Below are 24536 nucleotides of genomic sequence, written 5' to 3' on the forward strand. Positions count from 1 at the left end.
CTCCCTAATTTGCCAGTAGGGAAGTGTATGAATCAGAGAGGCGAAGTACGGAAGTTTTCAACGTAAATTTTAGTTTAAAACTAATTTATACGTTGAATTTTCATAAATTATTGACTATCAACACTAAATATTTCATTGCGCTGCGTGCTGGCTGGCCGGAGCGCGCAACCGCTACGTGGGCAAGCGGGCCAGGCGGTCGGAACCGCGACGCTTGGCCCTGGGTAGTGGCTTTTCCCTCGCCACGAGCTGCTTACTACGCGCCCGCCCGGAGCAATAGCGCGCCACTCCTCCTCAGCCCGCAGTAGGTTTGCGGTCGTTAACGCATTCTTTTCTGCCCCATGACCCTCCCCTACCAACAACTTTTCACCTTCGCCGAGCAAGTGTTCCTAGCGATGGGCTGCCCGCCCGAGGATGCCACGCTGGCTACCGAAACCCTGCTTTCGGCCGATTTACGGGGGGTGGACTCGCACGGCGTGGCGCGCCTCAGCGGCTACGTGCGCCTCTGGGGGGCGGGCCGCATCAACGCCCGGCCGCGGGTGGGCGTCACCTACGAAACGCCCAGCACGGCCGTGGTCGATGGCGACGGCGGCCTGGGCCTGGTGGTGGGCCCGCGCGCCATGCGCGTGGCCCTGCAAAAAGCCGCGCAGGTGGGCACCGGCTGGGTATCAGTCAAGAATTCCAACCACTTCGGCATTGCGGGCTATCATGCCATGCTGGCCCTGGCCCAGGATATGATTGGCATCGCCATGACCAACGCCTCGCCGCTGGTCGCGCCCACGCATTCATTGGATAGACTGCTGGGTACCAACCCCATCGCCGTGGCCGTGCCGGCCGGCGAGCAACCCGATTTCGTGCTCGACATGGCCACCACCACGGCCGCCAACGGCAAGCTCGAAATCGCCCAGCGTAAGGGCCTACCCATCCCCGAAGGCTGGGCCCAGGACGCGGCCGGCCACGCCAGCACCGACGCCAACGCCGTGAGGAATGGCGGCGCGCTGCTGCCGCTGGGCGGGGCCACCGGCTCGCACAAGGGCTACGGTTTGGGCGCGGTGGTGGATATTTTTTCGGCCGTGCTGAGCGGGGCCAACTACGGGCCGTGGGTGCCGCCGTTCGTGGCGTTTTTGCAGCCGCCGGCCGACCCGGTGGGCCAGGGCATCGGGCACTTTTTCGGGGCCATGCGGGTGGATGCGTTTCGGCCCGCCGCCGAGTTTAAGGCCCACATGGACAACTGGATAACGACCTTCCGCCAGGCCCGCGCCACGGAGGGCCAGCACGTGCTCATCCCCGGCGACCCCGAGCGCGAAACCGCCGCCCACCGTTTAGTGAATGGCCTACCCCTGCTTGATGCCGTGGTGCGGGATTTGGAGGGGGTAGGGGCGAAGTTCGGGGTGAAACTGTAGTCTTGATTTCAAGCAAAAAAGAACGTCATGCTGGGTTTATCGAAGCATCCCTACCGCATCGTTGGGTTACTAACCCTTTCGGCGTGGTAGAGATGCTTCGATAAACTCAGCATGACGTTCTTTATTCGCTAGCTATTGCAATAGCCAGTAACTAAAACAACTAGCCTTTCAGCTGGCTGGCGGCCGAGCTGAGGGCCTGGCCAAGCTGCGTGAGCTTCTCCTTGCTCTCAGCCGTGGCCGATGAGGCGGCCTTGGTGGTGTGCTCGCCTAGCGTTTTCAGGCTGCTGGCGATGGTGTGGCTGTCGCCGCTCGAAATAGCAGTATTTAGCTTCTCCAACTCCGAGCTGATGCCCGAAAGCTGCGCGTTGCCGTGCAGGGTCTTAATCCAGCCCTGAATGTTGGGGCCGGCCGCGCCGGCGGCGCTGGAGAGACCGCCTTTCAGGGCGTTAATGGTGGCGTCGAGTTGGCTGGTGGAATCTGCCATTGTGGTAAAGGAAAAAATGAGGTGAAAATGTAGCGTATCAACCTGCGGCCGGGGGCGTTGTTGGCCGAACAGCGTGCAACATTCCGGCTTTATCTAAAAAAACATTTTTTAATTGCTCAGTTTATCCGCAAAGCCGTTCCCAACGTGGGGCTGAGCGTAAGTTGCGGCATGATTTGTCGCGCTGCCCTGCTGCTGGCCGGCTCCCTGCTGCTGGGAGCCTGCGCCCCCACCGACCTGGCCACCCCGCCCGACGTGGCGATTCCGGCCGCCTGCCGGCCGCCCGCACCGTTCACCGTGCAGCACCCGGCCTGGGCCACCAACGCCAGCCTCTACCAGGTAAATGTGCGCCAGTACACGCCCGAGGGCACGTTTCGGGCTTTTGAGAAGCACCTGCCGCGCCTGCAAAAGATGGGGGTAGGGATTCTGTGGCTGATGCCGGTGCAGCCCATTGGGCAAGAAAACCGCAAGGGCACGCTCGGCAGCCAGTATTCGCTGCGAGACTACCGCACGGTGAACCCCGAGTTTGGCTCACTGGCTGATTTGCAGCATCTTATTGCCGAAGCGCACCGCCTGAAAATGCACGTTATCCTCGACTGGGTGGCCAACCACACCAGCTGGGACAGTGAGCTGAGCCAGCAGCACCCCGACTGGTTTACGAAGGATGCCAAGGGTAATTTTCAGCCGCCCGTGGCCGACTGGCAGGACGTGATTGACCTCGACTACTCGAAGCCCGACCTGCGCCAGTACATGACCCAAAGCATGGCGTATTGGGTAAAAGACGTGGGTTTCGACGGCTTCCGCTGCGACGTGGCCGGCCTGGTGCCCACCGATTTTTGGAACGCCACGCGGACCGAACTGGAAAAAATAAAGCCCGTGTTCATGCTGGCCGAGTGGGACGAATTGCACCATCCACCCTTCCTCAAAAAAGGCGAATTCACCCCCAACACGCACCTGCTCGAACGGGCGTTTGACGCTACCTACGCGCTCCGGCTGCACTACCTGATTGACAGCATCGCATAGGGCAAGCGGCCGGTGACGGCCCTACCCCCCTACTTTGCCGCCGAGCGCCGGATGTACCCGGCCGGCGTGTATTTGATGAACTTCACGTCGTCGCACGACGTGAACAGCTGGGACGACCCGGAAGGTATTCGCCTGGGAGCCAATGCGCAAGCATTCGCCGTGCTCACGACGCTGCTACCCGGCATTCCGCTGGTGTACAGCGGTCAGGAAGCAGCTTCGACCAAGAAGCTGCGCTTTTTCGACAAGGATACTATTCAGTGGAATGGCTACCCGCTGAACGCGTTTTACGCCGTGCTGCTGCACCTCAAGCAGCGCAGCGCGGCCCTGCGCAACGGCGATGCCTGCGCCAAATTCACGATTGGGCCCGCGCCGGCCGAGTGCTTTGCCTTCGAGCGGGCCAGCGGCGACGGAAAGGCGCGGGTGTGGACGGTCATTAACCTGGGCGCGCAGCCGCAGACCCTACCCCGCCCGGCCGGGCTGGTAACCGACGCCTTTGCTGACGTGGGCTCGCCGCTCGAAGGCCCTACCCTCGCGGTGCCGGCCCACGGCTGGCGCGTGCTCACGACCCGGCCGTAAAGAGTTAAGAGTTAAGAATTGAGAGTTAAAACACGACCCTACCTTTTAACTCTTAACTCATAGGACTTACGCAAAAGTCGGTTGTCCTTGCGAGCAAAGCGAAGCAATCGCACCCGAACGATACTCGCGCCAGTCGTTCTGGGGCGATTGCCGCGCTTCGCTCGCAAGGACAACCGACTTTTGCGTAACTCTTAACTCTTAACTCCTAACTCCTAACCTATGCCCGATGCCTCCCGCTTTGTGGTGCGCCACCCCGAGTGGGCCGCCAACGCCACTATTTACGAAGTCAATGTGCGCAACTACACGCCCGAGGGCACGTTTCGGGCCTTTGAGGCGCACCTGCCCCGGCTCGCCAAAATGGGCGTCGTTATCGTGTGGCTGATGCCCATTCACCCCATTGGTGAAACCGGGCGCAAGGGCTCACTGGGCTCGCCTTATGCCGTGCGCGACTACCTGGGGGTGAACTCCGAATTTGGCACATTGGAGGATTTGCGGCACCTCGTGCAAACGGCGCACGATCTGGGCCTCAAGGTTATCCTCGATTGGGTGGCCAACCACACCAGCCGCGACAACGCGCTCATCGACCAGCACCCCGACTGGTACCAGCACGACGCTCAGGGCCAGCTGGTGCCGCCCGTGGCCGACTGGACCGACGTGGTAGCCCTCGACTACACCAACCAGGAAATGCGTGCCTACATGGTGGACGCCCTGGCTTATTGGGTGCGCGAGGCCGCTATCGACGGCTACCGCTGCGACGTGGCCGGCCTGGTGCCCACCGACTTCTGGGACGAGGCCCGGCCGGCGCTGGAAGCCCTCAAGCCCGTGTTTATGCTGGCCGAATGGGACGAGTTATACCCTTCGGGCGGGCTGACCTGGGAGGAATTTAACGCCGATACCGAGCTGCTGGAACGAGCCTTTGACATGAGCTTCGGCCTGCGCCTGCACTACCTCCTCGACCAGATTGCCGAAGGCAAGACCGCGCTGGCCGATATCGATACCTACCTGGCCGCCGAACGGGCCAAATACCCGTCCTCGGTGTACCTGATGAATTTTACCAGCAACCACGACGTGAACAGCTGGGACGGCACCGAGTACGAGCGCCTGGGGCCGCTGGCGCTGCCCTTTGCCGTGCTCACGGCGCTGCTGCCGGGCATGCCCATGCTGTATAGCGGCCAGGAAGCGGGGCTGAACCGCCGGCTGGCTTTCTTCGACCGCGATACGATTGAGTGGGGCGCCTACCCCCTCCAGGATTTTTATACCCGGCTTTTGCAGCTCAAAAAGCGCCACCCGGCCCTGCGCAACGGCGATGCGGCCAGCCACTTCCAGCGCCTCAGCGGGCCGGCCGGCCTCTACGGCTTCGTGCGCGAAAAGGGCGGCGCGGCCGTGGTAGTGCTGGTAAACGCCACCGCCGAGCCGCTGGTACTGCCGGGCCAGAAGATGCTGGTGCCGGCCCAAAAGGGCCTGTTCGACGTGTTTAGCGGAGCGCAATGCACCCTGGCGCAACCATCGGCGCGCACGGTGCCGGCCCACGGCTGGCGGGTTTTCCGCACCCGCGACTAGGCGCGGTTTCAGAGTAAGCGCCCTAACAGAACGTCGTTCCGAGGCTAAAAGAACGTCATTCCGAGCTTGCCGAGGAATCTCGCGCGCGCCGTTCGAGTGTCGTTCTACGATGCGGGCAAGATTCCTCGGCAAGCTCGGAATGACGTTCTTTTAAGGCGCTTCTTATTACGCTTACTCCGGCGAGTTCGCTCCGCGCCAGCCCTACCCCCCCTTGCTATGCCCTACGTCTTTCTATTCCTCGCCATTCTCAGCGAAGTCATTGGCACCACCGCGCTCAACGCATCCAACCAATTTACCCGCCTGTGGCCCAGCTTATTGACTATAGCCGGCTATGGTCTGGGATTTTATTTTTTTAGCTTTGCGCTCAAGGCCATTCCCCTGGGCGTGGCGTACGCCATTTGGGGAGGGGTAGGGATTGTGCTGGTCACGCTCATCGGCTTCTTGCTTTTCAAGCAGCGGCTCGACCTGCCGGCCCTGGCGGGCATCGCGCTCATCGTCAGCGGCGTGCTGGTGATGCAACTCTTTTCCAAAACTATTTCGCACTAATCCTTGCTCTGCACTATGCGATGGACCATCTTATCCTACGCTCCCCAGCATACCGGACCCCTACGGCAGCTTTACCTGGAAGCCCGGCAGACCGCCTTTACCTGGCAAGACCCAAATCGGTTTGGACTGCCGGACTTTGACCGCGTTATCGAAGGGGAGAAGCTCCTGGTAGCCACGCACCAGGAAATGCCCATCGGGTTTATTGCCTGGTGGCCGCCCGATAACTTCGTGCATTCACTTTTCATTGCGCCATCCTGGCAAAGACAAGGCGTTGGGCGGGCGCTGCTACAAGCGGGACTAGCCCGGATGGCCCGGCCCGCTGCGCTCAAGTGCCTTCAGGCAAACCAGCCCGCCCTACGCTTTTACCTCGCTCAAGGCTGGACAATAACCGGTGCCGACGAAGACCCCGATGGTGTCTACTACTTGCTTTCATTCACCGAAGAATCCCTACCAGGCAGCAAGCGATAAGCCTACTGCCTGATTGGGATTCTATGGTTAGAGCGTACCGGAATTACTCGGGCAGCTTCAGCGCCCGCCAGGTGTTGTTGTAGCGGTTCACGTCGGGCAGAATGTTGGTCGGGTTGAGCACCACCTGCGTGAGGGGGGTAGTAGTGTTGACGCGGAACGTCCAGGTGCCGCCGCGCTGCCAGATTTCGACGGGCAGGCGTACGGTGGTCTTCTTGCCGCCGGTTTCCATGATTTCGGCGGTGACGGGCATGGCGGCCTGACCCTTGTTTTCGATGGTGATGAGCGCGCCCTTAGCGGGGTCCTGGTTCACGTAGGCCACGCTCTGCACGGCCTGGTCGAGCAGCCAATTCTCAAAAAACCACTCGTGGTAAAACCACGACAAGTCTTCGCCGGCCACCTCATTCATGGTGCGAAAAAAGTCGCGCGGCTGCGGGTGCTTGAAGGCCCAGCGCCGGATGTAGCTGCGAAACGCGTAGTCGAACCGCTCGGGACCCAGAATTTCCTGGCGCAGTAAATACAGGCCGTAGCCGGTTTTGGAATACGCCGCGAAGCCCAGGTTGCGGGCCTGCGTCACGTCGGGCACGGTGTAAGGCGGGTCCATGCCGGGCTGCTGCATCTGGTACGTCACGCCGGGCGCGAGGCGGGCCGGCACGTCGCCCTGCTCCTTGTATTCCCCATTATTGAAGTTCTGACTGGCCAGGATGTTGATAAACGTGTTAAAGCCCTCGTCCATCCACGGATATTTGCGCTCGTTCGAGCCCACAATCATCGGAAACCAGTTGTGGCCAAACTCGTGGTCGGTCACGCCCCAAAGGCTGCCCTTGGTGGCCTTCGCGCCGCAAAACACGATGCCCGGATATTCCATGCCGCCCACCACGCCGGCCACGTTGGTCGCCACCGGGTAGGTGAATTCGTACCACTGCTTGGAGTTGTACTCGATGCTCTTCTTCACGTATTCCGTCGAGCGGTTCCAGGCCGTATCCTGGGCCGCCTCCACGGGGTAGAGCGACATGGCCAGCGACTTGCGGCCGCTGGGCAGGTTCATCTTAGCGGCATCCCACACGAAAGCCGACGACGCGGCCCAGGCCACGTCGCGCGCCTGCTGGCACCGGAAGTGCCACGTCAGGCGGCCGTTTTTGCCGGCCGGGCGCGAGCCAGGCTGCGTCACCTCGGCGGGCGTGCGCACCAGCACCGTTTTGTCGGAGCGGGCGGCCTCGGCCAGGCGCTTTATCTGGCTGGCCGTCAGCACTTCGGCAGGGTTCACCAGCTCGCCCGAGCCGCCCACCAGGTAGTTGGCCGGCACGTTGAGGGTGTAGTCGAAGTTGCCGTAGTCGAGGTAAAACTCGGCCGACATATACGGCAGCGTGTTCCAGCCCGAAATATCGTCGTAAACCTCCATGCGCGGGTACCACTGCGCCACCTCAAATATTTCGCCGTTCGGCGTCTTCAGGCGGCCCAGGCGGTCGGCCCCGTACTCCGGGATGTTGAAGCCGTAGGCGATGTTGATTTTGAGCTTGTCGCCCTTGGGCCGCATCGGCTCGGGCAGAATAATCTGCATCCGCGTGTCGCTGACGCGGTAGTTGGCCTGCATCTTCTTGCCGTGCAGCTCAATCTGGACCGTGCGCAGCGAGTCGCCGCCCTGGAAGCCGCGCGCCGCGTTGCCGAAGCGCCCGCCGGCCGGCGGCGTGGCCGCCGCCCCGCGCGAGTCGGCCCGAAACAGGTTCTGGTCCACTTGCAGCCACACGAAGGGCAGCTCGTCGGGGCTGTTGTTGGTGTAGGTGATGTTGACGGTGGCCGTCACGCGGGCCGCCTTTTCGTCGAGGCTGGCGGCAATCTGGTAGTCGGCCGCATTTTGCCAGTAGGTAGCGCCGGGCTTGCCGCCGCCGGTGCGGGTCGCGGGCGCGGTCTGGTCCAGAAAGTCGGGCTGAAACAGCGCCCGCGCATCGTAGGGCGGCAGGTTGGCGGGGGGCGAGGGTAGGGGCGCGGGCCGCTGCGCCTGGGCCGTGGCCGCGTCGAGCAGCAGCGCCGCCCCAGCCAGCAGCCTGGTAAATGAATTTTTTTTCATGAAAAAGGATAAGGCAAAGACCTTTGCGCCAAAAGTAGCGACCCCAGCGAAAGACCAGGCACCCGAAGCGCCGCTTTTTTGCCAGAGTTGCTTTTAGCCGCGCTAAAGACTCCCTACCCTCCCCAAAGCTGCTTTAATAACTGCTGTTATGCCACGGGGAGTAGCGCGAACTTTGTAGTTCGCGCTACTCCCCGTGGCCATCTCGAATAAGATAGGGCGTAACAGCAGGTAGTAAGACAAAAGTGCTAAGTAATAAGAGTAGTATTTTTTACTTAAACATTAGTATACTTAGTTATTTTTACTTATTTATTTACTCACTACTGCTACGCAGTCGGGGTCGCCCTCCGCGTGACCCCGACTGCGTAATATCAGTTACTTAATGCACCACGTTTTCGGCCAGCACCAGGAAGCCGCAGCCCGCCAGGTCCAGAAACCTGGCTTCGTCGGGCCGGATAATTTCCAGGTAGCGCGGAGCTTCGAACACCTTGCCGATGTCCTCCACCATGTCGAACCACAGCTCGGTGGTGCCGTCGTAGGCGGGCGGCGGCAGGCCCGGCAGGTGCAGCGGCACGGTGTGGCCCTGCATGTAGCGGCGCACGTACTGCCGCACCTCGGGCAGCGCCATAAACAGGGGCGCGTGCTGGGTTTTGTGATAAGCCACAAACGCTTCGTGGCTCATATCCGGGCGCTTGCGCAGCAGAATGGTGAATTTTATCATGGTCATTTGGGGGTAAAAAGAACGGGGCAAAGGTCCGCCCCTACCCCCCTCCTATTCGTTGACTTCGGTTAAGAAAGCGCCCTACCCCCGCCGGCTCAGCCGCCGCCTAATCCGGCTCAGCGACTCGGGCTGAATGCCCAGGTACGAGGCCAGGTGAAACTGCGACACCTGGCCCAGCAGGGCCGGCTGGGTGGCCCGCACGTGGGCGTAGCGCTGGGCGGGCGTCAGAAATTGCAACAGCTCCGTGCGCTCACTGGCCTGCTGGTACACGTGCTCGGCCATGAGGCGGCCAAACCGCTCCCACACCGCCGACTCGCGGTAGAGCCGCTGCACGTCGGCATAAGCAAAGGCCAGTAAATCACTGGCTTGCAGCGCCTGCCAGGCATAGCGCGAGGGCCGCTGCGTGAGGAAGCCCTGAAAATCGGTGAGAAAGCCGGGGGCCGCCGCGAAGCGGGCGTTGACTTCCCGGCCTTCCGCATCGACATAATACAGGCGCAGCAGGCCGGCGCGCGCAAAAAATACGTGCCCGCACACCTCGCCGGGCCGCAGCAGGTAGTCGCCCTTGGCCACCGCGCGCCCGGTAGCCAGGGGTAGCAACAGGTCAAAATCGGCCGCCGACATGGGCAGCAGCGTGGTGACAAAGGCTCGGAGCGCGTCCATTAACAAGGGAGGGGTAGGGCGGGATATATTGTCATGAAGTTAGTTGTGAAAGTCGGAGCGGTTTTCAAGTCGCTGCCTAGCCCGCAAAGGCAATTACCGGGAAACTGCGCCGAAACGCCCGTTACTTTGCGCATGGCTTCTCCTCCCAACTCATTGCGCCTGCTGGGTGTGCATCACATTGCCATCATCTGCGCCGACTATGCCGTTTCGAAGCGGTTTTATACCGAAGTGCTGGGGTTGGAAATTATCCGCGAAGTGCACCGCGCCGCCCGCGCTTCCTACAAGCTGGATTTGGCTTTGAACGGGCAGTACGTCATCGAGCTGTTTTCTTTCCCTACCCCCCCGCCGCGCCCCAGCCGCCCCGAGGCCACGGGCCTGCGCCACCTGGCCTTCGCGGTGGCCGACGTGGCGGCCGCCGCCCGGCACCTGGTGGCGCACGGCGTGGCCTGCGAGCCCGTGCGGACGGATGAGCTGACGGGCCGGCGCTTCACCTTTTTCCAGGACCCCGACGGGCTGCCGCTGGAGCTTTACGAAGCTGACTTATGAAAAAAAGCTACTTCCTGCTGCTCTTGCTGGCACTGGCTGGCTGCGCCGGCACCCGCCCGCCTACCCACCCCCTGGCCGCCGATAATTACTGCGAGCCGCCGCTGCTCTACCACTACGACCCGGCCCTGGCCCCGCAAACCGACCTGGCCGTGGCCCTTACCCCGGCGCTGCTGGCCCGCTACCCCCGCCGCACCCTGCTCACGGCCAACGCCCTGGGTTTGCTGCCCGGCCTGCGCCAGCTGCTGGCCCTGCAAGCCGCCGCCCGCCAGCAGCCCGGCCCGGCCGCCGCGCTGGCCGTGGCCGAGCAGCGCCAGCGCCTGCTGGCCCAGGTGGTGCTGGCCGGCACCACCATCGGCAGCGTGGCCGCCGAGCTGGATTGCGAAGGCGAGCGCGCCGACCAGCTTTCTACCTACCTGGCCAAGCTGGATAGCCGCCGCGTGCAGCGCTACAACACGTTTTCGCTGCTGGCGGGGGCTGGCAGCGGCATCGGGGCCACGGTGGCCAGCGCCCAGGGCGGGCAGTACGGCTTCGCCATCGGGGGCGGCGTGCTCACGGCGGTTCTGGGGCTACTGGCCCTCAAGCCACCCAAATACACGGCCGATTTTCAGCACCCGCGCAACTTGCTGACCGCCGTGTGGACTGAGCAGGCCGACTCGGCCCGGTGGCCGCCCAGCCTGTGGTATCTGCTCACGAACCCGGCGTTCAGCAACTACGGCCGGGCCAGCATCGCCCACAACACGCGCCTGCGCTGGCAGCACTACGGCCCGCTGGCCCACCCCGACTCGAAGGCCAGCCAGCAGCTGGCGGCCCTGCTCTTCGGCTCCGGCGGCCAATATTCGGGCGACCAGCTCGCCGTGCGGGCCGACCTGCTCAACGAGCTGCAAGCCGCCGTGCGCCTCTTCGACCAGGAGCGGCAAAGCTTATTGCTGACGCTGAACGAGGAGTGAGCTACTCCCTACCCCCCTCCAACACCCGGATGATGTTGGCGGTCGTGTCCACTTCCCCGATGCGGGGAAAAATAACCCGCAGGCTGTTTTCCTGGGCGCTGGCTACCATATCCGTCATGGCGTCCTGGGCGAAGGTCAGGTTGTAGCCGCGCTCATTGGCGGCGCGGGCGGTGCTCTCGACCCCGATGCTGGTGGACACGCCCGCCAGCACGATGCCCGTTACGCCGCGCTGCCGCAGCGCCTCCTCTAGCCCCGTGTTATAAAAAGCGCCCCAGCTGTGCTTGGTAATTCGGATATCATCGGGCGCGGGCGCGATTTCGGGAGTCAGTGCGAGCGCTTCGGGTGGAAAAACGGTGCGCGCGGGCCGCTGGGCGTCGTTGCGCAGGTCGGGCCGGTTGGCAGGGTCCACGGTGACGAGCACCACGGGCTGGCCCGCCCGCCGAAACGCGGCCAGCAGTTGGCTGGCATTGGCCAGCACGCCACCAATGGGGTCCACGACGGGCATTTGGACTATCGCCTGCTGCAAGTCAATCAGCACGAGGGCGGTGTTTTTATCGAGGGCAGTTACCATGAGAAAAGGGAAGGTGATTAAAAATTAAAAATGATAAATTAAAAATCTGATTGTCTGATTGCTGTTTCGGTGCAAAAGAGCCTTACGCCCGCACGGCCTAGGCAGCCTGGGCGACCGGCAGGGGGGTAGGGGCCGCCGGCGCGGCGGCGCGGGTCTGGCGCAGGTTGCGCAAATACAGCAGCCCGATGAGCAGCGCTAACCCGCCCTCGGCCAGCACGGTGGCGCGCACGCCCACCCGCTGCGACACCGCCCCCACCGCCAGGCTGCCCAGCGGCAGCGCGCCCGTGTACATCAGCACGTAGAGGCTGATGACGCGCCCGCGCATGGCCGGCTGCACGGTAGTTTGCAGTAGCGTCACGTTGAGCGTATTCTGCACCATCATCCCGAACGAGCTTCCCACCAGGAAAGCCAGCGCCAGCCAGTACCAGGGCGTGTAGGCAAACAGTAGCAGCCCTACCCCCAGCACGAAGGCACCAATGGTCATCACCCGGTTGAGGTCGGTGCCGGGGGGTAGGGACGTGAGGTAGAGTGCCGCCGCGAAGCCGCCCAGCCCCATAGCGCCGTCGAGCAGGCCGAAGGTGGCGGCCGTGCCGTGAAAAACATCCTTCGCAAACACCGGCATGAGCGTGGCGAAGGGCAGCACCAGCAAGGCCATCAGCCCGATAGAGAGCAGAATAAACCGAATGGCCGGCGTGTCGCGCACGTAGCGCAGGCCGTCGGCCAGCTCGTCGCGCAGGGCCTGCGGGCGCGGCTTGGGCACGAAGGCCGGCAGCCGCAGCGCCAGCAGCGACCCAATGACGGCCACGAAGCTGAGCGCGTTCAGCCCGAAGCAGGCCGCCGCCCCCAGCCGCTCGATGGCGAAGCCCGCCACGGCCGGCCCCAGCAGCTTGCTCAGGTTCACCATCGTCGAGTTGAGAGCCACCGCGTTGGGCAAATCCTGCTTGTCGGCCACCAGCTCATACACCAGCGACTGCCGGGCGGGCACGTCGAAGGCGTTGATAATGCCCAGCACCGCGCTCAGGCCAATGATTTCCCACACCGCATCCTGCTTATCAAAAAACACGGCCAGCGCCAGCAACGCGGCCTGCGCCAGCGAGAGCACCTGCGTGGCCAGCAGCACCCGGTAGCGGGCGTAGCGGTCGGTCACCACGCCCCCGAGCAGCGAAAACAGCGCCGACGGAAAGAGCGTGGCAAACACGCTCACGCCCAGCATCAGCTTGGAATGCGTCTGGGCGTATACCACCCAGCTTACCGCCGTTTTTTGCATCCAGGTGCCCAGCAAGGACAAGGATTGCCCGGCAAAAAACAGGCGAAAGTTGCGGTTGCGCAGCGCGCGAAAGGCTTCGGATTTCATGCGGTAGTCAGTCAATTTCTACTAGCCGGGCCAGCACTCGCACGGCCTCTTCCAGGGTAGCCAGCTCCGGGGCCGAGCAGGTAGCTTGCAGCGCCCGACCCAGCCAGTCGCTGACTTCCCGGCGCACGGCCGGGATGAGAGCCTGCCCGGCGGCCGTGAGGCCGATACGCACCTTGCGCCGGTCGGTAGCTTCGGGCTGCCGCGTGAGGTAGCCTAGCGCATCGAGGTGGCTCAGTATCTGCGACATGGATTGGGTGGTGACCTTTTCGCGGGCAGCCAATTCGCTGGGCAGCAGCGACCCATGCTGGGCCAGCTGCTTGATAACTGCCCGCTCGGTGAGCGAGAGCCGGCCGGCCGTAGGCGAGTGCGTGCGCAGCTTTTTGGCCAGCCGCGACACGACCGTTTGCAGCTCGGCGGCCAGGTGCTGCGGGTCGGGTAGGTTGGGCATACTTGCAAGTAAACTTGTTAGTTTACTTAACAAATGTACGACACTTTTTTATAAAGCCGTGCAGACTGGCCGCCCGCCACGGGGTAGGCCCCGCGCCCTACCCCCCGCCAACCCAATGCCCGGTCGCGGGTTATAATCCTGGCCGCGCTCGCGGACCAGCTCCTTCTTCCTTTTTCCTTGATATAATGGCAACTCATCGTGAACTCGGCCACTCCGGCCTGCAACTTGCCCCGCTCGTGCTGGGCGGCAACGTCTTTGGCTGGACGGCCGACGAGCAAACTTCCTTCGCCGTGCTCGATGCCTTCGTGGCGGGCGGCGGCAACGCGATTGACACGGCCGACGTGTACTCGGCCTGGGTGCCCGGCCACGAAGGCGGCGGGCAGTCTGAAACCGTCATCGGCAAGTGGCTGAAGCAGCGCGGCCGGCGCGACGACGTGCTCCTCTTCACCAAAGTGGGCATGGACCTCGGCGATGGCAAAAATGGCCTGGCGAAAGACTACATCAAACGCGCCGTAGAAGCCTCGCTCCAGCGCCTGCAAACCGATTATATTGACCTCTACCAGAGCCACCAAGACGACGAGAGCCTACCCGTGACCGAGCCCCTCGAAGCCTACGCCGAGTTGCTGAAGGAAGGGAAAATCCGCGCCATCGGGGCCAGCAACTTCTCGCCCCAGCGCCTGCAAGCCGCTCTGGATGCGGGGGGTAAGAACGGCCTGCCGCGCTACGAAAGCATCCAACCCGAGTACAACCTCTACGAGCACGAGACTTTTGAAAAGGACGACTTGCCGCTGGTGCAGGCCAGCGGCATCGGCGTGATTCCGTATTTTGGGCTGGCTTCGGGCTTCCTCACCGGCAAGTATCGGAGCGAAGCCGACTTGCAGAAAAGCCCGCGCGGCGCGGGCATCGGCAAAAAGTATTTGAACGACAAAGGCTTCCGCATTCTAAAAGCGCTGGACGCGGTGGCCGCCCGCCACGGCATCAGCCAGGCGCAGGTGGCGCTGGCCTGGCTCATGCAGGCTCCCGGCATCACGGCCCCCATCGCCAGCGCCACCAAAGTGGCGCAGGTGCAGGAGCTGCTAAAGGCGATGGACGTGCGCCTGACGCCCCAGGACGCGCAGGAGTTGCAAGCCGGCCCTGCATACTAACTCCATAATTAGTCACTCGTCATTAATCCAGGACTTACGCAAAAGACGTTTGTCATTGCGAGCGAAGCGCGGCAATCGCAAACGTCTTTCGCGTAAGTCCTATAATCACTAAAAACCATGTCTTACTCCAACACCCAGGTCAAGCTGGCTTCGCGGCCCACAGGCGAGCCTACCCCCGCCAATTTCACCATCGAAGCCACCGAGGTGCCCGCCGTGCGGCCGGGCCAGGTGCTGGTCAAAAACCAGCTGCTCTCGCTCGACCCGGCCATGCGCGGCTGGATGAACGCGGGCAAAAGCTACCTGCCGCCGATTGGTATCGGGGAGGTTTTTCGGGCGCTGGGCGCGGGCCAGGTGGTCGAAAGCCAGCATCCGGCCTTTGCGGTGGGCGACTACGTGGCTGGCGGCGTCATGGCGCAGCAGTACCTGCTGAGCGACGGCGCGGCGGCCGCTGACCCGGCCAGTCCCGCCTTTTTGCAGAAAATAGACATCCAGCAGGCTCCCCTCGAAACCTACCTCTCCACCCTCGGGATGCCGGGCATGACCGCCTACTTCGGCCTGCTGAACACCGGCCAGCCTAAGGCCGGCGAAACCGTGGTGGTCAGCGCCGCGTCCGGGGCGGTGGGTAGCGTGGTGGGCCAAATCGCCAAAATCAAGGGCTGCCGCGTGGTGGGCATCGCCGGCGAGCCGGAAAAGTGCGCCTACTGCGTGCAGGAGCTGGGTTTCGACGCCTGCGTGAACTATAAGTCGGCCGACTTTGCCCAGGAGTTGAAGGCCGCCTGCCCCGAGGGTATTGACGTGTATTTTGATAACGTGGGCGGCGACATTCTGGACCTGGCCCTGAGTATGCTGCGGCTGCACGCCCGCGTGGTCGTCTGCGGGGCCATCTCGCAATACAATAACACGACGCCCATCAAAGGCCCCGCCAACTACCTCTCGTTGCTTATGAACCGCGCCCGCATGGAAGGCCTCGTGGTGTTTGACAACGCTGCCCACTACGCCGAGGCCGCCCACGAAATGGCCGGCTGGCTGCGCGCCGGCCAGCTTCAAGCCCCCAAAGTGCAGACCGAGCACGGCCTCGAAAACTTCCTGCCCGCGCTGCTCAAGCTGTTTTCGGGCGAGAATTTCGGTAAGCTCGTGCTGGCAGTGTAAGGGTAGGGCAGCCGTTTGCACATCGCGTAAGTGCTGGCAGAAGTGCAGAGCCTAGTGCTGGTCGGCTACGTTGGCGGGGCTGTTAGCCACTGGGTTGTTGCGCTGAGCACTGGCCCGCACCACGGTATTTTGGCCGGCCGCAAGCAGCCAGTGGCCCTGGCGTTTCACCAGCACCAGCGTGAGCAGGTCGTCGTCGTCGCCTTCCTGGTTGGTGCCGTGGTTGATGCCGTCGGGCGGGTAGAACGTGCCCACGTGGCAGTACATATTTACTACCGCCACGCCCGGCGCGATGGTGCGCACCGTGGGCGCACCGGGCCGAAATTTGACGCCTTTGAAGATGGTATCGAAAATCTGCTGGTGGGCCTGCTGCACCTGGGCACGGCCGCGCCACCACATGCCCACGATGTTGACCCAGCTCACGTCGGGCGTGGTGTAGGCGGCCATGTCGGCAAAGTGATGGTTGGTGTAGTTGGCCGTCATGCGCGCCACCGCCTGGCGGATGGCGGCCTCATCGGCGGCGGGGGTTTGGGCCGAAGCGCGGCCGGCCAGCAGCAGCAGGCCCAGGCTCAACAAGCAGGTTTTCATGGGGGTAGGGAAGTTAATGATAGCGCAAAGTTCCTACCCCCTCCCCCACTCGTGGTAGTAAAAAACCGACATTCTCAGCCGGCCAGCGCCAGGCGGGTGTGCCGGGCATCGGCGGCCAGCAGTTGCGGCGGCGTGACGCCGGCAAAGGCCTTGAAATCGCGCACCAAATGGCGGTAGTCGTAGTAGCCCGTTTGCACGGCCACGGTCAGCCAGTCGAGGTCGGGCTGCCGCTCCTTCAGCCGGAAAGCCTGGTCGAAGCGCACGATGCGGGCGTGCAGCTTAGGCCCCATGCCCACCCGCTCGATGAAGCTGCGCTCGAACTGCCGGGGGCTGAGGCACACCTCATGCGCCAGCTGCTCAATGGGTTGCGCGGCCCAGGAGCCCAGCAGCTGCGGCAGCAGCGCATCGAGGGGCCGGGCGGGGGGTAGGGCTCGCCGGGCGGCGCGCAGCAGGTAGCTTTCGACGGTGGCCACCATCTGGTCGTAGTCGGTGAGTTCGGCCAGGCGGTCGGCCACGTCGTCCACAGCGGGGCCGAGGATGGCCCGGCTATCAAGCGCAAAATCAAACAGCTCCTTCACCGGCACGCGCAGCAGGCGGTGCAGCCCGCCGGGCCGAAACGCCACGCACACCACCAGGTGGTCGGCGGCGAAGCCCAAATCGACCCGCGACACCTGCGGCCCCACCACAATGCTGCGCGGCGACCGCAGCTCACGCGCCTGCCCGTAGTGGAAGTTACGCACCTCATCGCGCGGGTAAAAGAACAGAAACTGGTTGGGCGTGGGCGGCTGGGGCTTGGGGGCGGGCACGGGCAGGCCGTCGGCGGTGCGCACGTGGGCCACCAAATAGTGCTGCACAAACGAGTGCAGCGGCGCGGCCGGCGGATAGAGGCGGAAAAACATGGCGGCCAAACGGATGATGAACCGTAAGATAACGCTCAGTAAGTTAAATAGCTGATAGCCAGATAACCCTACCGCACCCGCCCCTACCTCCGTTCTAATGTTTGTCGCCCTCCGCGTACGCCTCACCCCCCAGCCCCCCCTCCGAAAAGGAGAGGGGGAGCTAGTTATAGGTCTAATTTCTAGCTTTTTCAGGACTAAAAACTAGTTCCCCTTCTCCTTTTCGGAGAAGGGGCCAGGGGATGAGGCGTACGTGGAGGGCGAACACCACCACAACCTAACAGCCCTACCCCCCCGCCTCCGCCGGGAAGTGCAGCGTAAACGTGCTGCCCCGGCCCAGCTCGCTGGCCACGGCCAGCTCGATGCCCAGCTGCTGGCAGGCCTTGGCCACGATGGACAGGCCCAGGCCGGTGCCACCGATATGCTTGTGGCCAAGGGCATCGGAGCGGTAGAGCGGGTCGAAAATGCGGTCCAGGTCGTCGGGCTGGATGCCGATGCCCTCGTCGGTGATGGTGCAGCGCAGGCGCGCGCCCTCGTGCGCCAGGCTCACGGTGATGGCCGAGCCGGCCGGCGAATACTTGATGGCGTTAGAGAGCAGGTTATCCAGAATTAAATCGACCAGGTAAGGGTCCGACACGATGGGCGGGGCGGCGCCGTCGCGCACATCGACGCGGATGTGCTTGGCGCTGAGGTCGGCGCGGCGGCGGTACAGCACGTCGTGTACGCAGCTCAGCACCGACAACTCCTGGCGGTTGAGGTTTTTGGCATGGTTCCCGAAGCGAGCCAGCAGCAGCAGCTGGTCCACGAGCTGCGAGAGGCGGTCGATTTCCCCAATGCCGAGGGTGATGTTGGCCACGTATTCCGCGGGCTGCCGGGGCTTGCGCACCAGCACTTCGAGCGTGCCCCGGAGCACGGCCAGGGGCGTGCGCAGCTCGTGCGAGGCATCGGCGGTGAACTGCTTTTCGCGCTCCACAGCCTGCTCGATGCGCTGGAGCAGGCCGTTGATGGCGCTGGCCAGCGTGTGCAATTCGTCGGGGCGGGGGGGTAGGGCCACGCGCTCCGAAAGGTTGTTGCGGGTGATGCGGTTGGTGGCGGCCGTAATCTGAGCCACGGGCGCGATGCTGCGCCCTGCCAGCACCCGCGCGCTGCCAAACAGCCCCAGTAGCACCACCGGAAACGACCCCAGCAGCACCAGCGCCAGGCTATCGAGCACGCGCCGCGCCGCCTCCGACGAGATGGCTGCCAGCAGGTAGCCCACCAGGACGCCGCCCTGCTGCACCGGCACCTGCACCTGCCGCAGCGCCTTGCCGCGCAGCGCCGAGTTGCGCGGCGCGCGCCAGCCCGCCGTGGTGTCGAAGGCCAGCTGGTCGGCCTTGAGGTTGGGCGAGCGGTCGGTGAGGTGGCCGCGCAGGTCATTCACCTGAATGAAAACCGGGTCCACCTGCACCTCCAGGTGCTCGCGCTCTTCCCACTCGCGGCGGTTGCCGAAGCGCAGGGTGCCGCCCATCACGCGCAACTCGCCGATGTGCTTGGCGGCCTCGTAGCGCAGGTTGCGGTCGAGGTCGGTGTACACGCGGTCGCGCACCACCCCAAACACCACCAGGTAGGCGGCGGCCACCAGCGCGGCCGTGGCCAGCACGTAGTGCAGGGCAATGCGGCTCTTAAACGTCAGGCTCATCTAGTCGCGGGCGACATAGCCAATGCCGCGAATGGTCTGCAAGTAGTCATCGTCTTTGCTGAGGCTCAGCTTTTTGCGCAGCGCGTTCATGTACACGTCCAGCACGCCGGTGTTGTATTCGAAGTGGATATCCCACACGTTTTCAATAATGCTCTGGCGGCGGCACACCTTGCCTTTGTGGCGCAGCAAGTATTCGAGCAGCGCGAATTCTTTCTGGGTCAGCGGTATTTCTTTGTCGTCTTTATGCACCTGGTGAGTAGCCACGTCGAGCACGATGGGCCCCACCGTGAACCGCTCGGCGGGGCCGCCCGCCGGCCCCGCCACCCGCAGCTGCACCCGAATGCGTTCCAGCAGTTCTTCGAAGTGAAAGGGCTTTTTGATGTAGTCGTTGGCGCCCGCCTGCAAGCCGGTGATGGTGTCGGGCACGGTGTCTTTGGCGGTGAGAAAAATGACGGGCGCGCCTACCCCCCGCGCCCGCAGCTGCCGGCACACCTCCAGGCCCGTGAGGCCGGGCAGCATCCAGTCGAGCAGCAGCAGGTCGTAGGGCTGGGCCAGGGCGCGGGCCAGGCCGTCAGGGCCGTTGTCGGCCACGTCCACGGCGTAGCCTTCCTCCTCCAGGCCCTGCTTCACAAACCGGGCAATGCCCGGCTCATCTTCCAATAATAATACGTGCATCAACACAATCGAATAGGTAAGTAAGGGAGAAGTAGTTGCGCGGCCCAACTGCCGAGGATGCCAGTCTTAACTAAGGTGCCCTACCCCGTCCGGTTAACCGCTAACGGCTAGGCGCACAGATAGATGTGCGAGACCCGAAGCCAGGCGGCTTTTTAAGTAAAGCTTAATTTTTTCCTAAGAAAGTTCTAAGAGTAACCCCCGTTAAAGGACCATATCTCAAAAATACCGGCTGGCCGCTACCCGGTGCCCGGCTGCCTGTTTATTCCCTCCTTTTTCTTTATGAAAGTTTACCTGTTAGCGGCTGCGGCCGCGCTCTTTTCGCTCACGGCCACGCACGAAGCGGCGGCCCAGAACCGCCGCACTAACAACACAAATACCTCTAACACCGGTACTGTGCCGGTGCCGCCCGCTACCCCCGCCACGCGCCCCGACAACACCCCCAACCCCCCGGCCGACGCCAACGGCAAGCTCGACTACCGCAACCCCGCCGCCGACCCGCTCATTCCGGTGGAAGCCGATAAGCGCCAGCCCGTTACCGACGACCTGCAGGCTACCGTGGTGGAGCTGCTCCAGCTGTATCACGACTCGAAACAGAGCCACTGGAACCTGCGCGGCCCCCTCTACCTGTCGCTGCACGAGCAGTTGCAGGAAAACGCCAATACCTACCTCAAGTACGGCGACATATTGGCTGAGCGAATCCTGCAAGTGGGTAATCCCGTGGATGGCCGCACGAGCGTAGTGGCTGCCACCGCCAACCTCGGCAATTACCCCGGCGGCTACTTGTCTGACAAGCAAGTACTCATCCTGATGACCGAGCGCATCAACACCGTGGCCAAGCGCGTGCGTGAGCGCATAGCCCACATGAGCAAGGTAGATGAGGTGACATCCAACCAGTTGCAGGACCTGAGCTACCAGCTCGACAAGCAGGTGTGGAAGTTCCGCGTGATGCAGCAATAGGTTTTTGAGCCAGTAGCGCGAACTTTCCAATTCGTGCGCGAGCACAGCGAGCAGGCAGCACCACCCGGCGCGCCCGGCGATGCTCGCTGCGCTCGCGCACGAACTGGAAAGTTCGCGCTACTGCCCCTCTACCAGCGCGTTGGCCCGCTTTTGGGTAACAGCGATGAGGTCGGCGAGACTCAACTCGTTCATTTCCTGGGTGCTGATGAAGGGCGTGAGCCGCCCGGCCGCGTCGGCGCTAAAGGCCACGGGGAGGGCTTGGCCAGCCAGGGCGGGGTAGGCCGCCCGAAACTCGTCGCGGTGCAGAAACTCGGCAGGCAGCGGCAGGCCGGCCACAGCCTGCTTCCACTCGGGCCGCATTCCGCTGAAAGCAAAGGTTTTAGCGCACAGCGCGCACTCGTAGCTACTGGGCGCGATGGCCTTGTGCAGCAAGTCTTTGAAACCGTTGAGCGCTCCACCGTCGGCATTGTACACGAAAAGCAGCTTGGCAGCCTTGCCCCGCGCCGGGCTCACCGCGCCGGTCACTTTATCCTCATCTTCAAACAAATACGTGTGCGCCACCTCCAGCGGCTGCCCATCGGCCTCGGCATACGGGTACACGAAGTAGTTGAGCGGCGCGCCGGCCTGCTGGGGCTTGAGGGTAAGGTCACGGCCACGCGTGAACTCCACGCGATTTTCGTCGTGCGCGCCGAAAAAGTAGGCGCGCTTGTCGGGGTTTTTGGCGGCTTCGGAGGCATCGACGGGCACCCAGCCGGTTTGCTTGGTGAAGAATTCGGCCCAGCAGTGGTAGCCTTTTATCTCGCCCCGGCCGCGCTCGGCGGGCAGCGGCAGCCCGATGCTGAAACGCGCCGGAATGCCCAGCGCCCGGCAGTAGCCAATCACAATGGCGTGAAAATCAGTACAGTTACCGCGCCGCGCGTCGCAGGCGTAGTAGATGTCGCCGCGGCCCCAGCCCTGGCCGGTTTTGTCATACGTCACGGTGCTCACCACGTGTTCGTAAATGGCGCGGGCTTTTTGCAGGTCGGTTTTGGCCCCGGCCTGGTCCACCACGTTCTGGGCCTGGGCCCGGATTTTGAAATCGAGCGGCACGAGGCGGTCGGGCGCCAGCCAGCGGCTGAGGTTGGGGTCCTGGACTTCGGTTTCGGCGGGGGCGTGGTCGTCGGTGGCGCGCAGGTTGAGGTGTTCGCGCCGCGTCACGCGGGCCGTGAGCGTGACTATGAGCGGCGCGGTGGGCACGGCGGCCGGCCGCAGGTGCAGCATCTGGTTGCCGTATTGGTCGGTGGCAATGGTGTAGGGCGCACCGGCTTCAATGTGGAGGTCGCGCACGTCCTGGTTCTTATCCGAGTGCGGCACGGACATCCACAGCTCCAGGGTCTTGGTGTCAGCGGCCGGCACGGGCACCGTAGCGCGGCACGTGAGCTGAAAGGTGCGGCTATGCACGGCCGCCGGGGGGGTAGGGGCCGGCGCGGCGGCCGTGAGCAGCAGCGCGGCCACGGCGAGCAGCAAGGGTTTCATAAACGTGGAACTGGTAAGGAACCGCAAATTTACGCCCTACCCCCCTACCTGGCCCAACGTCAGGCAACTGGTTCCGGCTACCAGCTTAGCCAGCATATTACCCAAAAAACGCACGGCGGCGAAGGCCGGCCGGCCGTAGTAGGCCCAGCCTCTACCGGGCGGCGGCCAGCCGGCCGGCCTTTTCCACTACCCTTTTTTTATGAAATCTCCTCAGCAAAAAACCGCTAGGCGCGTGCTCGTGACCGGCGGCACCGGCAAGCTCGGCAAAGTGTGCGTGCAAGACCTGCAAGCCCACGGCTACGACGTGTTCGTGGTCGATACCGTAGCGCCCGAGAAAGGCATCCCGCACCTCATCGCCGACTTGTCGGACTTTGGCCAGACGCTCGATGCGCTGTCTTCGACCGGCAAGGAAATCCACGCCGGGGTAGGGCCGCAGGCCTTCGATGCCATCGTGCACCTGGCGGCCTTCCCTACCCCTCGCCAATATCCTGACGCCCACTTGTTTCAGAATAATATCATGGGCACCTACAACGTGTTTGAGGCAGGGCGGCGGCTGGGTATTCATAACATCATCTGGGCCAGCAGCGAAACCACGCTGGGCGAGCCATTTGATGGCGCTGAGCCCTACGCGCCCGTGGACGAGGACTACCCGCTACGCGCCAAAAGCGCCTACGCCCTGGCCAAAGTGCTGATGGAGGACATGGCCCGCCAGTTCTGCCTCCAAACGCCCGCTATGAAGCTCATCGGCCTGCGCTTCAGCAACGTGATGGAGCCCCAGGACTACGCCAAATTCCCGGCCTACGACGACGACCCCGAGGAGCGCAAGTGGAACATGTGGGCCTACATTGATGCCCGCGACGGCGCCCAGGCCATCCGCAAAGCCATCGAGTGGGAGGCCACCGGCATGCACCCCTTCATCATCGCCAACGCCGACACGGTGATGTCGAAATCCTCGGCCGAGCTGATGCAGAATTTCCTACCCCAGGTGCCGGTGCGCAAGGCGCTGGCTGAGCACGAAACGCTGCTTTCCATTGAGAAAGCGCGGCGGGTGCTGGGCTATGAGCCCGAGTTTAGCTGGCGCGATAGAAAGAACTGGCAGTAAAAGCACTTGCATACGCTGGCGCGAGTTGTGTTGCGCTAAACTAGCGCCAGCGTATGATTTTATTTGCCGCTAGTTTTATTTAAAAATTTATTACGGTAAACAGAATAAATTATTGCATCTTTCGCGGAGTTAAAAGAGCAAAATAAAGAATAAGAAAATATGAATACAAACCCGGATATGAAAAACTTATTTTGAAAGAATTTTTCGTCAAATTCTTCTACAAAGTAAGAACTCACTACAAAGCCAATTATTGAATAGAAAAGGCCAATAAAAAGCATCATTAGCGTATATCGAAAAATTATGAGTAGTTTATCATATCCACCATTTTCGTTAAAAAAATTAACAAAATCATCACTCGGTGCAGCTATAATCACTGCTAATGAAGCAAAATATACCGAAAAGACTATTGATAAAACAGAAACTCCAAGTCCGTAAAATTGAATGGAAAATTTATCAGAAATTAGCCAAGGAAGCAAATAAAAAGCAGTTGCAGCTAGAAGAAAGGCTACAGTAAAATCCCACGACCAAAAAATTGATTTAATACTCATTGCTTTCTTATTCTGTCTATAATCCTTTTCATAGCAGGAAATACTAACTGCATTACAGTTTGAACAGGTATATCGTGGTCTGGTCCTTGCACATTTTGTGGGTTGTCTGACGTCTTATAAACTACGTTTTCGTTATTTTGATTCTTTCCAGTAGCGGCAGTAACGCCATAGCCATCCTCAGACATTGCTATTCGCTCTTCTATTGTTTTATCTACCTGGATAGACGGGCCATCTTTTTTAGCATCATACTGCTCAGTATACTTCGCAACCATTTCAGCTTTTAAGCGGTCATCCAACTCTTTCCAAATCTTATCGGAGTTTGGATTAGAGGGATGGAGTACAATCCGAATACTCTGAATTTTGAGCATTTTTGCTATTCTCTCAGCAAAATTGCCTCTATCTTCAATAGAGTCTATTCGGGCTTCTACAAAAAAACCGTTGTGAACTTTATCAAATATACTTGAAAATCTATTTTCAAAGGATTTGCGGGTAATGCGACTTCCTTGCACTGTATATGCAATCAAGCCTGTTTTGGAGTCCAAAATAAATCTTCCTCGACCTATAATTTCATCTGATACACTGACCTTCTCCGGCTCACCCCTTTCATTAACTACTTCGTGCTCTTCACTTGAGCGGTATTTTAATAAAAAGGCCGTAAAATAATAGTTATTCTCATACGAAAATTTCTCAACTCCTGAAAATATATATTTATATCCCTTCTCTTCAACAAAGGCATTAGCTCGAAGGGTTTTGTCTATAAAATCTTCCTTTTCTGAGTAGTTAGAGTAGTTAGCGCTCAAATTAAACCTGCCTAAAAAGTACTTTTTCATAGCCTTAACTTTACCTAACTTTTTTTTGAAGTGAGTAGTCTTCTGGTTTCTCAGAAGGAATAGTTGCCAAGAGTGCATGTGCAAGATACTAGC

At 61.6% G+C, this 24536-nt stretch carries 25 protein-coding genes and 1 pseudogene; 12 read left to right on the forward strand and 14 right to left on the reverse strand.

Annotation, left to right across the window (positions count from 1 at the left end):
- The first annotated feature begins 338 nt into the window (after positions 1–338).
- Positions 339–1400: a malate dehydrogenase gene (locus A0257_10070; protein ID AMR27409.1), complete on the forward strand. Its 1062-nt coding sequence runs from the start codon at positions 339–341 to the stop codon at positions 1398–1400.
- 160 nt (positions 1401–1560) lie between these two features.
- On the opposite strand, the gene A0257_10075 is transcribed toward A0257_10070, so the two are convergent.
- Positions 1561–1884, reverse strand: coding sequence for a hypothetical protein (locus A0257_10075; GenBank protein AMR27410.1), 324 nt, complete (start codon positions 1882–1884; stop codon positions 1561–1563).
- A 144-nt stretch (positions 1885–2028) separates the two neighbouring features.
- On the opposite strand from A0257_10075, the gene A0257_10080 reads away from it, so the two are divergent.
- The 5 genes from A0257_10080 (at position 2029) to A0257_10100 (ending at position 6054) form a co-directional block, all read left to right on the forward strand.
- Positions 2029–2904, forward strand: a complete 876-nt coding sequence (locus A0257_10080) for a hypothetical protein (protein AMR27411.1) — start codon at positions 2029–2031, stop codon at positions 2902–2904.
- 51 nt (positions 2905–2955) lie between these two features.
- Positions 2956–3480, forward strand: a complete 525-nt coding sequence (locus A0257_10085) for a hypothetical protein (protein ID AMR27412.1) — start codon at positions 2956–2958, stop codon at positions 3478–3480.
- A gap of 219 nt (positions 3481–3699) precedes the next feature.
- The gene (locus A0257_10090) at positions 3700–5040 is read left to right on the forward strand and encodes a hypothetical protein (GenBank protein ID AMR27413.1); all 1341 of its coding nucleotides are present in this window, start codon (positions 3700–3702) and stop codon (positions 5038–5040) included.
- Between the two features lie 216 nt (positions 5041–5256).
- A complete protein-coding gene (locus A0257_10095; GenBank protein AMR27414.1) occupies positions 5257–5586 on the forward strand; it encodes a hypothetical protein in 330 nt (109 codons plus the stop codon).
- A 15-nt stretch (positions 5587–5601) separates the two neighbouring features.
- Complete coding sequence (locus A0257_10100) at positions 5602–6054, forward strand: hypothetical protein (protein ID AMR27415.1); 453 nt, start codon at positions 5602–5604, stop codon at positions 6052–6054.
- Between the two features lie 43 nt (positions 6055–6097).
- Here A0257_10100 and A0257_10105 read toward each other — a convergent pair whose 3' ends face one another.
- From A0257_10105 to A0257_10115, 3 genes are all read right to left on the reverse strand, one after another.
- Positions 6098–7969, reverse strand: coding sequence for a peptidase M1 (locus A0257_10105; GenBank protein ID AMR29708.1), 1872 nt, complete (start codon positions 7967–7969; stop codon positions 6098–6100).
- Between the two features lie 526 nt (positions 7970–8495).
- Entirely contained in the window at positions 8496–8837 is a 342-nt protein-coding gene (locus A0257_10110) for an ethyl tert-butyl ether degradation protein EthD (GenBank protein AMR29709.1), read from the reverse strand.
- An 81-nt stretch (positions 8838–8918) separates the two neighbouring features.
- The gene (locus tag A0257_10115) at positions 8919–9497 is read right to left on the reverse strand and encodes a Crp/Fnr family transcriptional regulator (GenBank protein AMR27416.1); all 579 of its coding nucleotides are present in this window, start codon (positions 9495–9497) and stop codon (positions 8919–8921) included.
- A gap of 132 nt (positions 9498–9629) precedes the next feature.
- On the opposite strand from A0257_10115, the gene A0257_10120 reads away from it, so the two are divergent.
- Together A0257_10120 and A0257_10125 are read left to right on the forward strand one after the other, a co-directional pair.
- A complete protein-coding gene (locus tag A0257_10120) occupies positions 9630–10043 on the forward strand; it encodes a hypothetical protein (GenBank protein AMR27417.1) in 414 nt (137 codons plus the stop codon).
- Positions 10040–10990: a hypothetical protein gene (locus A0257_10125; protein ID AMR27418.1), complete on the forward strand. Its 951-nt coding sequence runs from the start codon at positions 10040–10042 to the stop codon at positions 10988–10990. Before A0257_10120 ends, A0257_10125 begins: the two co-directional genes overlap by 4 nt.
- 1 nt (position 10991) lies before the next feature.
- Here A0257_10125 and A0257_10130 read toward each other — a convergent pair whose 3' ends face one another.
- From A0257_10130 to A0257_10140, 3 genes are all read right to left on the reverse strand, one after another.
- Positions 10992–11561 (reverse strand): hydrolase, encoded by a 570-nt coding sequence (locus A0257_10130; GenBank protein AMR27419.1) that lies wholly within the window; start codon positions 11559–11561, stop codon positions 10992–10994.
- Between the two features lie 97 nt (positions 11562–11658).
- Entirely contained in the window at positions 11659–12915 is a 1257-nt protein-coding gene (locus tag A0257_10135; protein AMR27420.1) for an MFS transporter, read from the reverse strand.
- A gap of 7 nt (positions 12916–12922) precedes the next feature.
- Entirely contained in the window at positions 12923–13363 is a 441-nt protein-coding gene (locus A0257_10140) for a hypothetical protein (protein ID AMR27421.1), read from the reverse strand.
- 185 nt (positions 13364–13548) lie between these two features.
- Here A0257_10140 and A0257_10145 point away from each other — a divergent pair, with 185 nt between their 5' ends.
- The gene (locus A0257_10145) at positions 13549–14508 is read left to right on the forward strand and encodes an alcohol dehydrogenase (GenBank protein AMR27422.1); all 960 of its coding nucleotides are present in this window, start codon (positions 13549–13551) and stop codon (positions 14506–14508) included.
- A gap of 117 nt (positions 14509–14625) precedes the next feature.
- On the forward strand, positions 14626–15657 hold the full coding sequence (locus A0257_10150; GenBank protein ID AMR27423.1) for an NADP-dependent oxidoreductase: 1032 nt from the start codon (positions 14626–14628) through the stop codon (positions 15655–15657).
- 51 nt (positions 15658–15708) lie between these two features.
- Here the strand turns inward: A0257_10150 and A0257_10155 are convergent, their stop codons facing one another.
- The 4 genes from A0257_10155 to A0257_10170 form a co-directional block, all read right to left on the reverse strand.
- Complete coding sequence (locus A0257_10155; GenBank protein AMR27424.1) at positions 15709–16242, reverse strand: hypothetical protein; 534 nt, start codon at positions 16240–16242, stop codon at positions 15709–15711.
- A 74-nt stretch (positions 16243–16316) separates the two neighbouring features.
- On the reverse strand, positions 16317–17141 hold the full coding sequence (locus tag A0257_10160) for a hypothetical protein (protein AMR29710.1): 825 nt from the start codon (positions 17139–17141) through the stop codon (positions 16317–16319).
- 283 nt (positions 17142–17424) lie between these two features.
- Positions 17425–18816: a hypothetical protein gene (locus tag A0257_10165; GenBank protein ID AMR27425.1), complete on the reverse strand. Its 1392-nt coding sequence runs from the start codon at positions 18814–18816 to the stop codon at positions 17425–17427.
- The gene (locus A0257_10170) at positions 18817–19491 is read right to left on the reverse strand and encodes a DNA-binding response regulator (protein AMR27426.1); all 675 of its coding nucleotides are present in this window, start codon (positions 19489–19491) and stop codon (positions 18817–18819) included. It abuts the gene before it with no gap.
- Positions 19492–19770: 279 nt separating this feature from the next.
- Between A0257_10170 and A0257_10175 the strand changes: the two genes are divergently transcribed.
- Positions 19771–20448, forward strand: coding sequence for a DNA starvation/stationary phase protection protein (locus A0257_10175; protein AMR29711.1), 678 nt, complete (start codon positions 19771–19773; stop codon positions 20446–20448).
- Positions 20449–20979: 531 nt separating this feature from the next.
- Here the strand turns inward: A0257_10175 and A0257_10180 are convergent.
- Positions 20980–21963: pseudogene (locus A0257_10180) on the reverse strand (hypothetical protein).
- Positions 21964–22162: 199 nt separating this feature from the next.
- Between A0257_10180 and A0257_10185 the strand changes: the two are divergent.
- Positions 22163–23065 carry a hypothetical protein gene (locus tag A0257_10185; GenBank protein ID AMR27427.1) on the forward strand — a complete coding sequence of 301 codons (903 nt, stop codon included), beginning with the start codon at positions 22163–22165 and terminating at the stop codon, positions 23063–23065.
- 59 nt (positions 23066–23124) lie between these two features.
- On the opposite strand, the gene A0257_10190 is transcribed toward A0257_10185, so the two are convergent.
- Both A0257_10190 and A0257_10195 read right to left on the reverse strand, forming a co-directional pair.
- On the reverse strand, positions 23125–23346 hold the full coding sequence (locus tag A0257_10190; protein AMR27428.1) for a hypothetical protein: 222 nt from the start codon (positions 23344–23346) through the stop codon (positions 23125–23127).
- A 263-nt stretch (positions 23347–23609) separates the two neighbouring features.
- Complete coding sequence (locus A0257_10195; protein AMR27429.1) at positions 23610–24521, reverse strand: hypothetical protein; 912 nt, start codon at positions 24519–24521, stop codon at positions 23610–23612.
- Positions 24522–24536 lie beyond the last annotated feature (15 nt).

Origin of the sequence: Hymenobacter psoromatis, from assembly GCA_001596155.1 — a bacterium.
Taxonomy (GTDB): Bacteria; Bacteroidota; Bacteroidia; order Cytophagales; family Hymenobacteraceae; genus Hymenobacter.